Here is a 14,005-nt window from a genome sequence, read left to right on the forward strand (position 1 = left end):
CGTCGCGACGGCGGCGGCCATGACCGGCACGGATGCCGCCGCGGACGCGGGGGGAACCGCCGCCTGGCGGGCGGGGCGCCGCTCGCGGTCCTGGAGCTCCTCACCGGACAGGCCGGTGATGAAGCTGAGGTAGCCGGGAACGAGGGGCAGCACGCACGGCGACAGGAAGGACAGCAGGCCGGCCGCCGCCGCGACCGGGGCGGCGAGCAGCACGGGCCCGTCCGTGACGAGGCCGACCATGCTCACCGCGGGTCCTCCTGCCCGCTCGGCCGCCGCCCGCTCACGCCTCGGCCTGCAACCGGGTCAGCACGGGCTTGAGGTCGTCCTCGGGCACAACCGGGCCGGTGAAGCGGGCCGCGATGCGCCCGTTCGCGTCGACCACGAACGTGGACGGCAGTCCCGGGGCCACCGGCCAGCCCGCGGCCAGGGTGCCCAGCCGGTCGACGATGCTCGGGTATGTCACGCCGTTGTCGCGCACGAAGGCCCTGGCACCCGACGGGTCCTTCTCGTTGACGCCGAGGAACGCCACCGTCGGGTTCGCCTTGGAAAGCTGCACCAGGCCGGGCGTCTCCGCCCGACAGGGGGCGCACCACGAGGCCCAGAAGTTGACCACGACGATCTTCCCTCGCAGTGACGCGACGTCGAACGCGGCACCGTCGAGGTTCTTGCCGGCCAGCTTGGGCGCCTCGTGCCGGTCCGCGGCCGGGACGAAGTCCTTGCCGGCGGACTGCTGGACGAAGTTGAAGCCGCCGCCGCCGGTCGCGTCGACCGTGCCGCCCCCGCCGGAACAGGCTGCGACCAGCCCCGCGACCGAGACCGCCACCGCGGCGAGCCCGACCCGCCGCAGCCGCCGCAGCCGGCGCACCCCCACCGCCCGGTCGCGGACAACGCCTGCCACCGGCGTGTCCGACCCGTCACCCGACGCGGACCGCCGTCCCTTCTCCGCCATGCGAACCAGTATGTGCCCTGCCCCTTCCCGGTTCGGGACCCGTCTACGACCAACTGTAGAACTCAACTCAGCGTAGGCGGCGAGGCTGGCGGGCGCGCGTGGAGTTCGACACGGCGGACACCACTGGGCTCGGCGGCTACCAGGTGGGTACCATCCCGCCGTCGACCCGGAGGTCCGCGCCGGTGATGTTCCCGCTGCGGTCCCCGGCGAGCAGGACGACGGCGGCAGCGACCTCCGCCGGCGTGCTGAACCGGCCGGTCACGGAGCTGCCGGCCGCGGCGTCGACGACGCTCGAGGGGTCCGCGCCGGTGGCTCGCGAGACGGTGGCGGCGACGCCGTCGGACCCCAGCCACAGGTCGGTGGCGACCGGGCCGGGACTGACCGTGTTGATCCGCACGCCCCGGCCACCGACCTCCCGGGCCAGCGACTTGCAGAAGTTCGCCAGCGCCGCCTTCGCCGCGCAGTAGTCGATGACCGCCGGATCGGCGAGGACCGAGTTCACGGAACTGATCGTCACGATGGAACCGCTGCCAGCGGCGAGCATCAGCGGCAGCGCCGCCCGGGTCGCCCGCACCGCGGCGAGCAGGTTCAGGTTGAGCGTTCCCAGCCACATCTCGTCGGTGACCGAGCCGAACCCGCCGGGCCGGGCGGGCGCGGAACCGACATTGTTGACCAGGATGTCGACCCGCTCACCGGCCCGCTCGACGAGCGCGGCCGGACCGTCTGGGGTGGCCAGGTCGACCGGGTGCACCCGCACCGCGCCGGTGGCCGCCAGCTCGTCGAGCTCGGGTGAGCTACGACGGGCTCCGGCCACCACCGTGGCGCCCTCGGCGACCAGCGCCTGCACCACCGCCAGGCCGATGCCCCGACTCGCCCCCGTGACGACTGCGTTTCGCCCGAGCAGTCCCATGTCCATTCCGCACCTCCGTTGTCGGCAGAGCCGTCCGGCAGTCGGCCGTGACCGCCGGTGCCCGCGCGGGCCGCCGTATCGGCCGCCCTCCGGCACCGCTCTCTTCGCAGGCAGGCTAGGGCCGTTGGTCGGGTCGAGTCGGGCCGGGCCTGGGCTGGGTTGGCTGGCCGAGGGGGTGGCGCACGCGCCGGGTACCCCGCCGGGACCGGTCCCTCATCCGCGCGGCCGGTAGCACCGGACCGCGAGGCGGGCGGTCACCGCGGCGTGACGCCCCGGCCAGGCCGCGTCGGCCCGATGGCGCAGGTCCTCGGCCGTGCGATGGTGGCCGGTGGGGCCCATCAGAGCCAGGTCGACGGCCTCCCCGGGCGACAGCACAAGCGGAATGTCCAACCGTTCGACGGTCGCCGGGGCGAACCGGTCGGCGATCCGCTCGTCGAGTCGGTCGCCCTTGTCCGGCTGCATCCCGACCAGCCCGAGCGGGCCCCGCAGCTCGGCGAGATGGCCCGGTTCGGGGGTGACGACGATGAGGAGTCCGTCCGGCCGCAGCACCCGGCGCATCTCGGCCGGGTTGCGCGGGGCGAAGACGTCGAGGAGCACACCGACGCCGCCGTCGGCGACCGGCCACGGGCCGGCGGCGTCGTAGGCGACCGCTCCGATCCGGGGGTGGGCCCGCGCGGCCCGGCGCAGCGCGTACTTCGACACGTCGACCGCGATCCCGGCCGCCCCGGCCGGCAGTGCGGCGAGCACTCCGGCCAGGTGGTGTCCGGTGCCGGCGCCGATCTCGAGCACCACCGGCCCGGACCTGCCCGCCGCCGGGCTGGCGGCGGCGAGCTCGGCCAGCCGGCTGGTGAGCGGCTGGTAGTGCCCGGCCCCGAGGAACGACTCCCGCGCGGCGACCATGGCGGCGGTGTCGCCGGCGACCCGGCGGACGCGGCCGGTGCGCAGGTTCACGTAGCCGCCGCGCCCGAGGTCGAAACCGTGCCCGGGGTGGCAGCGCAGGGCATCGCCGTCCCGGTGCAGTGCGCCGGCGCACACCGGGCAGCGCAGCACCGGCAGCACCGCCCCGACACCGCCGACACCGCCGAGGCCGACGACACCGCCGACGCCGACGACACCGCCGACGGCGGGTTCGGGCGGCGCGGGCGGGCGGGGCGGGGTTGGGCCGGTCAGGCGCCGACCGATCCGGGCAGGTTCGCGGTCGGGCCGTTCGGTTCGGCGTACTCGACCCCGACGAGCTCCCGTCCGCGGTAGACCGCGGTGGTGACGCTGGCCAGGCCGCACTGGCGCCGGTCGGGCCGGTGCCACAGGTGCAGCCCCTCCAACGCCCGCCGGGTCGTCCACACCGGGAGCTGGTGGCTGACCAGCACGACGTGCCGGCCGGGGTGGACATCGCGCCACTCGGCGGCGGCGGCAAGCATCCGCTCGGCGATCTCGGTGTACGGCTCGCCCCACGATGGCCGCAACGGGTTGGCCAGCAGCCGCCACAGCCTCGGATAACGCAGGACCGCGGGGCCAGCCTCGAACGGTTTGCCCTCGAAGGCGTTGCGGCTCTCGATCAGCCTCGGGTCGACCTCGATGGGCAGGCCATGGGCGGCGGCGATGGGAGTGGCCGTCTGCTGCGCGCGATCCAGCGGGCTCGCGACGACGGCGGCGACGTCCAGCCCGGCGAGGAACTCCGCCGTCACCTTGGCCTGGCGGTGGCCCGTTTCGGACAGCCCGAATCCGGGCAGCCGGCCGTAGAGGACCTTCTCCGGGTTGAAGACCTCCCCGTGCCGGACCAGGTGCACCCGCGTCAGCGGTCCCTGCCCCGCCTCGCCGCCCACCGGCTGCTGCGCCGGGCCCGTCACGACCGACCCCCGGTGGTCGCGGGGACGGGCTCAGGTTCGGGCACGGCGGCGGCGGCGCGGGCGGCGGCGGGCGCGGCGGCGGCGATCCGCTCCATCGTGGCGTCGTCGTGAGCGGCCGAGACGAACCATGCCTCGAAGGCCGACGGCGGCAGGTAGATCCCCGCGTCGAGCATGCTGTGGAAGAACGCGGCGTAGCGGGCGGCGTGCTGCGCCTGGGCGCCGGCGTAGTCGACGACGGCCGCGGCGTCGGTGAAGAAGAAGCTGAACAGCGAGCCGGCGGTGCTGGGCAGGTGGGCGACGCCCTCCTCGGTGAGCGCCGTCGAGACGATGCCGGCAACGTCGGCGGCACGGGCGTCGACCGTGGCGTAGACGTCGTCGGTGCAGGCCCGCAGGGTGGCCAGGCCGGCGGCGACGGCGATCGGATTACCCGACAGGGTGCCGGCCTGGTAGACGGGGCCGGCGGGCGCGAGCCGCGCCATCACGTCGGCACGGCCGCCGAACGCCGCCGCGGGCAGCCCCCCGCCCATCACCTTGCCGAAGGTGAACAGGTCCGGCGACCAGTCCTCGATGGCGCCCTCGTTGCCCCACCAGCCGGCCCGGGAGATCCGGAAGCCGGTCATCACCTCGTCGAAGATGAGCAGTGCGCCGTGGACGTCGCACAGCCGGCGCAGTCCGGCGTTGAAGCCGGGCAGCGGCGGGACCACGCCCATGTTGGCCGCGGCGGCCTCGGTGATGACCGCGGCGATCGTGTCGCCACGGTCGGCGAAGACGGCCTCGACCAGGGCGAGGTCGTTGTAGGGCAGGACGATGGTGTCGGCGGTCGCGGCGCCGGTCACGCCCGGGGTGTCGGGCAGTCCCAGGGTGGCCACCCCGGAGCCGGCGGCGGCGAGCAGGGCGTCGACGTGCCCGTGGTAGCAGCCGGCGAACTTGATGATCGTGGACCGCCCGGTGAAGCCCCGGGCCAGCCGCACCGCGCTCATCGTCGCCTCCGTGCCGGAGTTGACCAGCCGCACCTTCTCGACCGGGCCGACCCGCTCGACGATCAGCTCGGCGAGCTCCACCTCGCCCGGCGTCGGCGTGCCGAAGCTGGTGCCGGCGGACACCGCCCGGGTCACCGCCTCGACGACGGCGGGATGGGCGTGGCCGAGGATCATCGGCCCCCAGGAGCAGACGAGGTCGACGTAGGTACGCCCGTCCGCGTCCGTCAGATACGGGCCGGCGCCGGACACCATGAAACGCGGGGTGCCGCCGACGGCCTTGAAGGCGCGGACCGGGGAGTTGACCCCACCGGGAACGACACGCTCGGCGCGCCGGAACAGCTCTTCGGAGGCCGGCGCGGCAGAGGGAACCACCATGCCCACGATCCTCGCAGGTCCAGCCGGCCACCCGCGCTTCGCGTGGCCAGCGGCACGCCCGCCGCCACCCGTCAGCGCGCTGGTGGAACGCCGGTCGAGCGCCGCCGGTGGACGGGGGTCTGCCCCGGCCGCCCACCGGCGGCGGCCTGTGCGCCGACCCCGGGCCGGCCGGCGACGCGGATCGCGCCCGCCAGCAGCTCCGAGGCCACCTTCCGGGACCGCCGTCGCGGGTACTTCGACAGGGATGCCGGGCCCGGGGCGGTGGCGGAGGGGATGGCGACGTTGTCCTGATAGTGCCCGGTGCACCGGCCACGCGCCCGGTACCGAACTGCTGATCGATAGGCGAGCCTGGCCTAGCCGGGGGTCCCCCGATGGGTGGTTCGCCGCAGCAGCGGACTTTCCCGCCGACCCACCCGCGCAATGGCCCGTTCGGGCGTGACCACTCTCACGCCGCCCGCACGTTTTATCCACGCAGGCCGATCCGAACGAGAGCTCGCCGGGGCCCGGCGGTGCCGGCCGATCACGCTGCCGATCAGCTGGACGGAGCGACACCGTCATTCCGTGACGACGCCTGGCGCCACGGGGCCCGTCGGCGGCAGCTCGGCGCCGGTCGGCGGGGCCGACCCCGCCGATGCGGACCGAACGCTCGCGAGGTCGAGGCGCTGCGCCACGAGCACGGCGTTCACGCGGTCGTGCACGCCGAGCTTGCGGTAGATCTTCTCCTGGTGCTTGACGACGGTGCGGGCCGCGATTCCCAGGCGGCGGGCGATCGCCACCGGGCTCAACCCGTCCGCAAGCAGCGCGAGGACGACGGTCTCACGGTCGGAGAGGCCCGCGTCGGCGGCCCGCGGCCCCGGTCGGGCCGGCGGCTCACCGGGAGGCCCGAGGCCGCGTCGGAGGCGGTCGGTCTCGCGCAGGTGGCGCTCGATGGCGACGAGCAGCGGCTGCAGCCGGTCCAGGTAGGACCGTTCGCGGTCACTGAACCCGCGGCCGGTGCGCGCGGCTCCGACATAGTGCAGCTCCGAGCCGGCCCGCCGCAGCGGGATCAGAATCTGGGCGAACGAGCCTTCGAAGCGTTCCCGCGCCACGACGTGCTCCTCCGAGGTCAGCCAGCCGTCGTCGGCGACCCGCATCTCATCTACGCAAATCCTCGTATAGACGGCACGGAGATCGCGCAGCATCCTCTTCGCAGGGGGCCGGCCGGTGGGTCCGTGGTGTCCGTGGCCGATGCCCGGTTTCGGACGGCGTCCCGGCGCTGCCCGCCGAGGTCCCCTCTTCGTCCACGAAATCTGATCGGCCCGACTGCCGGGCTGTTCTCGCGTCCAGACCGTCATGGAGGAGTGATTTTTCGCGATGCCTACCGACAAGCCCGCCATTGTTTTGATCCACGGGGCGTTTGCCGATGCGTCCGGTTGGACTGATGTGGTCGCGAGGCTGCAGGCCCTCGACTTCACCTGTTACGCCCCGGCCAACCCGTTGCGCGGTGTGATCAGTGACGGTGAGTACATCCGCGCGTTCGTCGCCACTATTGACGGCCCGGTCGTGCTGGTCGGGCATTCTTACGGTGGCAGTGTGATCACCAACGCCAGCACGGGGAACGCCGACGTCAAGGCCCTGGTCTACGTTGCCGCCTTCGCGCCGGAGGAGGGTGAGGCGCTGGGTGCCGCGCTCGCGCTGGGTGACGGGAACACCGACCTGGCCAAGCATCTGGTGCTCCGGTCCTATCCGGGCGCTCCCGAGGGCGACGCCGACGCGTACATCGATCCGGAGTACTTCCACGAGCTGTTCTGCGCCGATGTCGACGCGAGGCAGGCGGCGGTCATGGCGTCGAGCCAGCGCGGCTTCGCCGCGTCGTGCCTGTCGACGCCGTCGGGGACGCCGGGGTGGCGCACGATTCCGAGCTGGTATCTCGTGGCGGCGAACGACGCAACGATCCCGCCGGAGGCCGAGCGGGTGATGGCGGCGCGCGCCGGCGCCCACACGATCGAGGTGGCCAGCTCCCACGTGGCCATGGTCAGCCACCCGGTGGAGACGGCCGACCTGATCATCGCCGCGGCCAGCTGACGATCGCCGAGCCCGGCCCACCGGCGGTCCCCACGCTCGGTGGACAGAGCTCGGCGCGCGGACCGAGAACATCCACACCGAGCCGTCCGGCAGAGCCAGCCAGCCAGCCAGCCGGGCGCCGGCAACGGCGTCAGCGTGCGATCGGCGTCAGCGTGCGATCGGCGTCAGCGCGTCGCGCCGGTCGGCTGTGCCTGCGCCGGGGCGGCCCGGGGTGGGCGGGGCAGCAGCAGGAGCGCCACCGCCCCGGCCGCCGCCATCAGGGCGACCGGGAGCAGCAGGGTGTGGCGGAAGGCCTCGACCACTCCGTCGGCCGCAGTGGCGGGGACGTCGCCGGCGAGGTCGGCGCCCTGGTCCAGGCCGGCCCGGCTCGCCAGGTTCGACGCGAGCAGCACCGACGTCAGCGCGGTGCCGACGGAGACGGCGACCTGGTTGGTGATGTTCAGCAGGGTGCTGCCGGCGGCGGTGTCCCGGTCGGGCAGGTGGCGCATCGCCGTCGTGATCGTGGGCATGATCGTGGCACCGGTCCCGATCCCGGTCACGGCCATCGACGCCAGCAGCCGCCAGTACGGCGTGTTCGCGTCGAGCTGGAGCAGCGTGGTCAGCAGGCCGGCGGTCGCGATCACGATGCCCGCCCCGACGACGCGCGCCGGTGGGACCCGGTCGATCAGTCGGCTCGCGACCTGCAACGACACCCCGGTGGTCAGCGCCTGCGGGACGGCCAGCAGCCCGGCCGCCGCCGGGCTCTGCCCGCGGACGAGCTGCCAGTACAGCGGCACGATGAACATCGAGCCGAAGTAGGCCGCCGCGAACAGGCCCAGCGTGCCGGCCCCGGAGGCGACGGCCCGCCGGCCCAGCAGGCGCACCTCGACCAGCGGGCGCCGCGTGCGCAGCCGCAGCGCCCGCAGCACGAACACGACGCACAGCGCCAGGCCGAGCAGCGCCGGAACCAGCACGGCGGCCGAGACGAGGGTCCCGCGCCGGCCGCTTTCCGCCAGCCCGTACACGACGGCCGCGAGCCCCGGCCCGATCAGCGCGAGCCCTGGCACGTCGAGCCGCTCGCGGGTGCCCGCGGGGGCGTCACGCGGCAGCAGCCACAGCGCCAGCGGGATGGCGACCAGCGCGATCGGCACGTTGATCAGGAAGATCCACCGCCAGGAGTACTCGACGAGCCAGCCGCCGAGCGTCGGCCCGGCGAGCGGGCCGACCAGCACGGGCAGCCCCAGCACGCCCATCGTGCGGCCCCGGACCCCCGGCCGGGCGCTGCGCATCGCGATCGTCATCGCGATCGGGTTGACCAGCCCACCGCCGATGCCCTGCAGCACCCGGAAGGCGACGAGCGAGCCGATGTTCGGGGCCAGCCCCGCCAGCAGGGAGCCCAGCCCGAACAGAGCCAGCGCGGCGACGTAGACGCGGCGGGTGCCCAGGCGCGCGGCCAGCCATGCGGTCGTCGGCACCGCGACCGCGAGCGCCAGCGTGTACCCGGTGGTGACCCACTGGATCACCGCCAGCGGGGCGTGCAGGTCGCGGGAGAGGCTGCGGATCGCGACGTTGGTGATGGTCACGTCGAGCACGACCATCAGCCCGCCGAGCACCAGCACGGCAAGTGTCAGCCGGGTCTGGCGGTCTATGCCGGCAGGCGGCGCTGCCGCCGGCCCGGCCGACGTCCCGGCGTCCCGCCCTGGCTCGACGGAGGCGTTCACCGTGGAATCTGCGGGCGCGCTGCCGGTCTCACCGGCCGGCGGGTTCGGCGCACCCGGACGGTCGGGGGCTGTGCTGGGCGAACTGCCTGCCATCACGGTCCTCCTCGGCCCGGGCCGTCCGGCGGAATCTCCACCACACCCGGTCGAAGGCCATCCTCAAACCTGAAGTCAACCTGAAGTCAAGACCACCGCGTCGATGCTGGATGAGCGCGACCCGCTGTCGCAGCCCGGCGCTGCGGCGCACCGCCGGGTCCTTACCCGCCGACCCAGGTCGCCGCCGCGAGGACCTTGGTTTTCTTCGACGTGCTCGCAGACACCTGGCCCGACGCTCATGACGAGATCGTGGGCACCTTCTTTGCGCAGAGTCAGGGGAGGGATGGTGCCAGGCCCAGGCACTGTTACGCGGAGACCGGTAGGAATCACACCGGTACAGTGACGGCAGTTCGCCACTCTCCGCCCGGAACCGGGCGGGAACCGGGCGGAACGCAGCGGGTCATAGCCGGGTCGGGGGACGGGGACATGACGGGCACAGATCGGCGGAATGGCGGCCCGCGATGGCGGGACATCACACGCGCCCTGGGCGTTTTCGGGGGACTCTCCGTTCTTCTTCTGGCGCTGTTCCTCGGAGCCCCGGCGGGGCCCCCGGAGCATGGTTCGACGGCAAGGCGACCTTCCGACTGCACAACGGTGTACATCTCCTACGGCAATCAGCAGTCGCCGTACAAGGCTTTCGCGGAGAAGTTGGGCGATCAGATCAGGGCGGCCCTGCCGGAAGTGAAGCACGTCGAGAACCCAGATACCGACGGTGGCGCTGACAACCTCTACCGCCTCGAGGATCCGGGTCCGCAGTTTCACGATCCGAAGGCCACCCGATGCTCGATCGCGATGACCAAGCTCAATGTCGCGGTGGATGCGACGTACGGAGTTTACCAGTTCAATCCCAGGCCAACCCTGGCAGAGGGACCGGCGACCCCTCGTACGCAGAATCAGATACCGGGGCTGCAGACCGTCGGACCGGCATTCGACGATCTTCTGCAGATCGTCGTTCGGGACCGGAACATCACGAGACTAGAACAGCTCTGCGGCAGACCACTCAGCATCGGACTTCCGCTGTCGGGTTCACGGCAGCTGACCGCGGTGTTCTACCGCGCGGTCTGCGGGCAAGAAATGGAGGGGGGCCAGGAGAAGGTATACGAGATGACGCTGGATCACGGGTTCGACCTCCTCGACGCCGGCGCGGTGGACGCGGTGATCTGGGTGAACGCGACCCCGACGGAGACCATCAGGAAGAAGATCGAGACCCATCGCTCCCATCTACTCGACGTCAACGTCCCCTCGTACGTGATAGACCGGGACGGCGAAAGTATGACCGTGCTGGACAGGATGAACAGGGACTGGAAGAACTTCTACGGGCCACGAGCCGGCGGGGAGTACCGCGACCAGCAGGTGGTACTGTCTCACGAAATCCCCGCGGAGGACTATGGCACCGCACACGACATCATGACCATCGGCGTGCCCAACGGCCTGGTGGTCCGGGATTCCACCGACGCCACGCTGGTGGCAGCGGTGGCCCGCATCCTGCTGTCACGCGAGAATCGGGACGCCCTCACGACGAGCCTCTGGTCGGCCGACCGGACGCACAGACACCAGCTGGCGGATGTCGGAAAGTATGTATACGACGTGGCGTCGTCCCTCTTCTGCTACGTGCCGTTGCATCCGGCCGCGGCCGATGTCTACCGGCAGTTCGGTCTTCCGCCGCAAAGCTGTGGGACGACGTAGGAGCACGACGGGTATCACTTCGGCCGGGACGGCTCGCCGTCCATCCTGCCTCCCAGCCTTCGGCGAGGTCGGCGGGAGCGGGCGTCCCGCCGCGGGCGATAACTGAGGACAAGCGAGACGCCCACGGCCGCCGCGGCTTCGAGCCCGGTGCGCAGCGCTCCGGGGTGCAGGCCGAAGGCACGGGTCACGATTGCTACCAGGCACGCGCTCGCCACCGCGGACACGGTCAGGTGACCGGCCAGCCGGCGAGAAGTCGGCACAGACGCGATGGTGAGCATCGCCATCGCCGCGCCGACCCCGAGCGGGCCGAGGACCTCGCCTGGTCGGGCAGCCCACCACACGGACGACGTGACCGCGCCGCCGGCCAACACGACGGTCGCCACGATTCCACCCAGGGCCGGTGCGACGGAACGGAAGGTGAGCCGGCGACCGTCCACGGTCGGCCGGACCTCCGAGTCCAGCCGAACATTCGGATCCAGGCGGACATCCGGATCCAGGTGGACATCCGGGTCCAGGTGGATATCCGGGTCCGGTACGAATACGAGCGAGCCCGGCTCGTTCAGAAGAAGCGTTGCCGGGTGCTCGTCCGTGATCTGAGCGTGCGCCTCGATTCCGACCGGGGAGGTGGCATCCGACGTGCTGGTGACGGCGGCGACGCCGCGGTCGGGGAATGGCGCGAGTGATGCCGGTGTCGTTTGACGGGGGCGGAGGGGGAACTCCGGCTCGACGTCGGGTTTCATCCGGCCGACCAGCGCCCCCTGAACCTCGTCGAGGAGACGCCGCTGAGCGGTGTCAGGGGCGAGGTCGAACAGGTCGACGAAACGGAGCGTCCGCAGGAGCCCCGGAGGCTCGCAGTCCTCGACCCGGATCGGGAGCAGCTTGCGTTTGAGCCCACCAGGGTCGGCGGTCCGCGCGGCGCGCCACTCATCCCCGACGTACTCCGAGGACAGATAGGCGTTCGACAGGACGGCGATGGTCCGGGTGGCTTTGCTGAGGCCCTCGTTCATCCTGAACACCCAGTCCGAGCCGGGCACGGAGTCCCACGCCTTGATCAGCACCCGGTAGTCGGCTTCGGCTATCTTCTCCAGTTGCCAGGCGATCCACTCCGCCCACTGCCGATCAGCCTCGGCATAGGAGATGAAGAAGTCCCACCCGGCCGCCCCGTCGCCAACCCCCGACACAGCACACCATCTTCCACCACGGCCGCCGGCCAGGACACATCACGTCGTATATCGGCGCCGCCGCTGGCGGCGAGGGCGGGGCCGAAACTCGGCTGCGCCGCCGACGATCCGCTGGTAGTCCATCACCCATGGACGATTCCGCGGTGCCGGGCACCCACCGCGGCCGGATTGCGGTGCGTTCTGCACGGTCCGGGAGCGCAGACCGTACGGTCCGTACCGCACGGCGCCTCCCACACCCGACCTGGATGATCGTCGCGTCCGTGGAACACCGCCCCACGTCACGACCCACCCGCGCCACCACGACGGACTGGCACGGCCATGACGGTTCCGCGGAACCGCTCCGGCGCCGCCGGAAGCGACCCGGCGTCAGGACGACCCCGACGCGCAACGCCCGACGCCCAACGCCCAGGACCACGAGTTCCCACGGACAGGCCCCGACGGTCCGGGCTCAGGTAGCGCCAACGCCCCGCCTGACCACAACCACCTACCCGACCTGGCGGCGGCCGTGGCCGGGGGCGGGCAGGCGGGTAGGATCTCCCTGTGTCGACGGCACGTGTCACCGCCGAGGCGGCGAGCCCCCGGATGATGTTGATGTTCATGCCATCCGGCCTTTTCCGCGCGTCCTGACAGACCACCGATGAGGCCCCGACGGAGCCTCATCCGCGAGGTTGCGCACCGGGGCGGGAGGATCCGAAACCGATGGGTCGCTACTTCGTGACGACGGCCATCCCGTACGTCAACGGCAAGCCGCACGTGGGGCACGCGCTGGAACTGGTCGAGACCGACGCGTTCGCCCGGTATCTGCGGGCGCGGGGTGACGAGGTCCGATGCCAGACCGGCACCGACGACAACGCGCTGAAGAACGTCCAGGGCGCCGAGGCCGAGGGAATCACGCCCACGGAATACGTCGAGCGGGTCGCCGCCCGGTTCATCTCCCTGCGCGAGCCGCTCGGCCTCGCCTTCGACGACTTCATCAAGACCAGCTCCGACCCGCGGCACCGGCCCGGCGTGGAGAAGCTCTGGGCGGCCTGCGCCGAGCGGGGCGACTTCTACCGCAAGAGCTACGCCGGCCTGTACTGCGTCGGCTGCGAACTGTTCTACTCCCCCGACGAACTGGTCGACGGCCGCTGCCCGGAGCACGGGACCGTGCCGGACCTCGTCGAGGAAAGCAACTGGTTCTTCCGGCTGAGCCGCTATCAGGATCAGCTTCACGAGCTCATCTCCAGCGACCGCCTGCGCATCGAGCCGGCCACCCGCAAGCGCGAGGTGCTGTCGTTCATCGAGGCCGGGCTGGAGGACTTCAGCGCATCCCGGAGCATGAGCCGGGCTCGCGGCTGGGGTATTCCGGTACCCGGCGACCCCGACCAGGTCATCTACGTCTGGTTCGATGCCCTCGGCAACTACATCACCGCCCCCGGCTACGGCAACGACGACGCCAGCTTCCAGCACTGGTGGAATGACAGCGACGCCCGCGTCCACGTGATCGGCAAGGGCATCATCCGGTTCCACGCCGTCTACTGGCCGGCGATGCTGCTCTCCGCCGGCGTGCGCCTGCCCGACACCATCTTCGTGCACGAGTACCTCACCGCGGACGGGATGAAGATTTCCAAGTCGGCCGGGAACGCGGAGGACCCGGCGGACATCGTCGCCGCGTTCAACACCGACGCGCTGCGGTGGTGGATGCTGCGCGACGTTGCCCGCAGCGGCGACACCGACTACACCACCGAGCGGCTGATCACCCGGGCCAACGAGGACCTCGCGAACAACATCGGCAACCTGGTCAACCGGACCGTGTCGATGGTCAAGCGTTACCGCGACGGGGTGATCCCGCCCGTGGCGGCGGACAACGCGGGTGCCGCGGCGCTGCGCGCGGCCCGCGAGCAGGCCCCGGCGACGATCGACGCGGCGTTCACCGCGTTCGACTTCCGCCGCGCCGCCGAGGCCGTCACCGCGATCGGCAACGAGGGCAACCGGTACGTCGAGGCCGCCCGCCCGTGGGATCTCGCCAAGGCCGAGCGCAAGGAGGGCGCGAGCCCCGCCGCCCTCGACGCCGTGCTCGCCGAACTTGTCGCCACCTGCCGGGACCTCGCGGCGCACCTCACGCCGTTCCTGCCCGACGCGGCGCCGCGCATCGCCGCCCAGTGCGGTGACGGCGGCCCCCGCGTCGCCGACCCCGCCCCGGTGTTCCCCCGCCTGGAGGCGGCTGCGCCGGCCTAGGAG

12 protein-coding genes are annotated in these 14,005 nt (G+C 72.3%); 3 read left to right on the forward strand and 9 right to left on the reverse strand.

The features are described 5' to 3' along the window. The 7 genes from ND748_RS13450 to ND748_RS13480 form a co-directional block, all read right to left on the reverse strand. The coding region (locus tag ND748_RS13450) for a cytochrome c biogenesis protein CcdA (RefSeq protein WP_308205636.1) at window positions 1–246 on the reverse strand (246 nt) is incomplete at its 3' end. 34 nt (window positions 247–280) lie between these two features. Further along, on the reverse strand, window positions 281–898 hold the full coding sequence (locus ND748_RS13455; protein WP_251746142.1) for a TlpA disulfide reductase family protein: 618 nt from the start codon (window positions 896–898) through the stop codon (window positions 281–283). A gap of 187 nt (window positions 899–1,085) precedes the next feature. Next, window positions 1,086–1,865: an SDR family oxidoreductase gene (locus ND748_RS13460; RefSeq protein WP_251746143.1), complete on the reverse strand. Its 780-nt coding sequence runs from the start codon at window positions 1,863–1,865 to the stop codon at window positions 1,086–1,088. A gap of 207 nt (window positions 1,866–2,072) precedes the next feature. Next, a complete protein-coding gene (locus ND748_RS13465) occupies window positions 2,073–2,918 on the reverse strand; it encodes a putative RNA methyltransferase (RefSeq protein WP_251746144.1) in 846 nt (281 codons plus the stop codon). A gap of 107 nt (window positions 2,919–3,025) precedes the next feature. Continuing rightward, window positions 3,026–3,706 (reverse strand): histidine phosphatase family protein, encoded by a 681-nt coding sequence (locus ND748_RS13470; RefSeq protein WP_251746145.1) that lies wholly within the window; start codon window positions 3,704–3,706, stop codon window positions 3,026–3,028. After that, window positions 3,703–5,061 carry a glutamate-1-semialdehyde 2,1-aminomutase gene (gene hemL / locus ND748_RS13475; protein WP_251746146.1) on the reverse strand — a complete coding sequence of 453 codons (1,359 nt, stop codon included), beginning with the start codon at window positions 5,059–5,061 and terminating at the stop codon, window positions 3,703–3,705. The genes ND748_RS13470 and hemL overlap by 4 nt, the downstream gene beginning before the upstream one ends. Before the next feature lie 554 nt (window positions 5,062–5,615). After that, window positions 5,616–6,194 (reverse strand): helix-turn-helix transcriptional regulator, encoded by a 579-nt coding sequence (locus ND748_RS13480; protein ID WP_251746147.1) that lies wholly within the window; start codon window positions 6,192–6,194, stop codon window positions 5,616–5,618. 220 nt (window positions 6,195–6,414) lie between these two features. On the opposite strand from ND748_RS13480, the gene ND748_RS13485 reads away from it, so the two are divergent. Beyond that, a complete protein-coding gene (locus ND748_RS13485; RefSeq protein WP_251746148.1) occupies window positions 6,415–7,125 on the forward strand; it encodes an alpha/beta hydrolase in 711 nt (236 codons plus the stop codon). 164 nt (window positions 7,126–7,289) lie between these two features. Here ND748_RS13485 and ND748_RS13490 read toward each other — a convergent pair whose 3' ends face one another. After that, window positions 7,290–8,918 carry a DHA2 family efflux MFS transporter permease subunit gene (locus tag ND748_RS13490; RefSeq protein ID WP_251746149.1) on the reverse strand — a complete coding sequence of 543 codons (1,629 nt, stop codon included), beginning with the start codon at window positions 8,916–8,918 and terminating at the stop codon, window positions 7,290–7,292. Window positions 8,919–9,512: 594 nt separating this feature from the next. Here ND748_RS13490 and ND748_RS13495 point away from each other — a divergent pair. Then, on the forward strand, window positions 9,513–10,604 hold the full coding sequence (locus tag ND748_RS13495) for a TAXI family TRAP transporter solute-binding subunit (RefSeq protein WP_251746150.1): 1,092 nt from the start codon (window positions 9,513–9,515) through the stop codon (window positions 10,602–10,604). A gap of 14 nt (window positions 10,605–10,618) precedes the next feature. Here ND748_RS13495 and ND748_RS34615 read toward each other — a convergent pair whose 3' ends face one another. Continuing rightward, window positions 10,619–11,785 carry a toll/interleukin-1 receptor domain-containing protein gene (locus tag ND748_RS34615; protein WP_251746151.1) on the reverse strand — a complete coding sequence of 389 codons (1,167 nt, stop codon included), beginning with the start codon at window positions 11,783–11,785 and terminating at the stop codon, window positions 10,619–10,621. 699 nt (window positions 11,786–12,484) lie between these two features. Here ND748_RS34615 and ND748_RS13505 point away from each other — a divergent pair. Continuing rightward, window positions 12,485–14,002 carry a methionine--tRNA ligase gene (locus tag ND748_RS13505; RefSeq protein WP_251746152.1) on the forward strand — a complete coding sequence of 506 codons (1,518 nt, stop codon included), beginning with the start codon at window positions 12,485–12,487 and terminating at the stop codon, window positions 14,000–14,002. Window positions 14,003–14,005: the final 3 nt, after the last annotated feature.

It is taken from the genome of Frankia sp. AiPs1 (assembly GCF_023716945.1).
Classification (GTDB): domain Bacteria; phylum Actinomycetota; class Actinomycetes; order Frankiales; family Frankiaceae; genus Frankia.

Bases quoted from the DNA above. Each gene is read 5' to 3' on its own strand.
- hemL (WP_251746146.1), bottom strand. From the start codon at position 5,061: ATGGTGGTTCCCTCTGCCGCGCCGGCCTCCGAAGAGCTGTTCCGGCGC.
- ND748_RS13480 (WP_251746147.1), bottom strand. From the start codon at position 6,194: ATGCGGGTCGCCGACGACGGCTGGCTGACCTCGGAGGAGCACGTCGTG.
- ND748_RS13460 (WP_251746143.1), bottom strand. From the start codon at position 1,865: ATGGACATGGGACTGCTCGGGCGAAACGCAGTCGTCACGGGGGCGAGT.
- ND748_RS13490 (WP_251746149.1), bottom strand. From the start codon at position 8,918: ATGGCAGGCAGTTCGCCCAGCACAGCCCCCGACCGTCCGGGTGCGCCG.
- ND748_RS13485 (WP_251746148.1), top strand. From the start codon at position 6,415: ATGCCTACCGACAAGCCCGCCATTGTTTTGATCCACGGGGCGTTTGCC.
- ND748_RS13505 (WP_251746152.1), top strand. From the start codon at position 12,485: ATGGGTCGCTACTTCGTGACGACGGCCATCCCGTACGTCAACGGCAAG.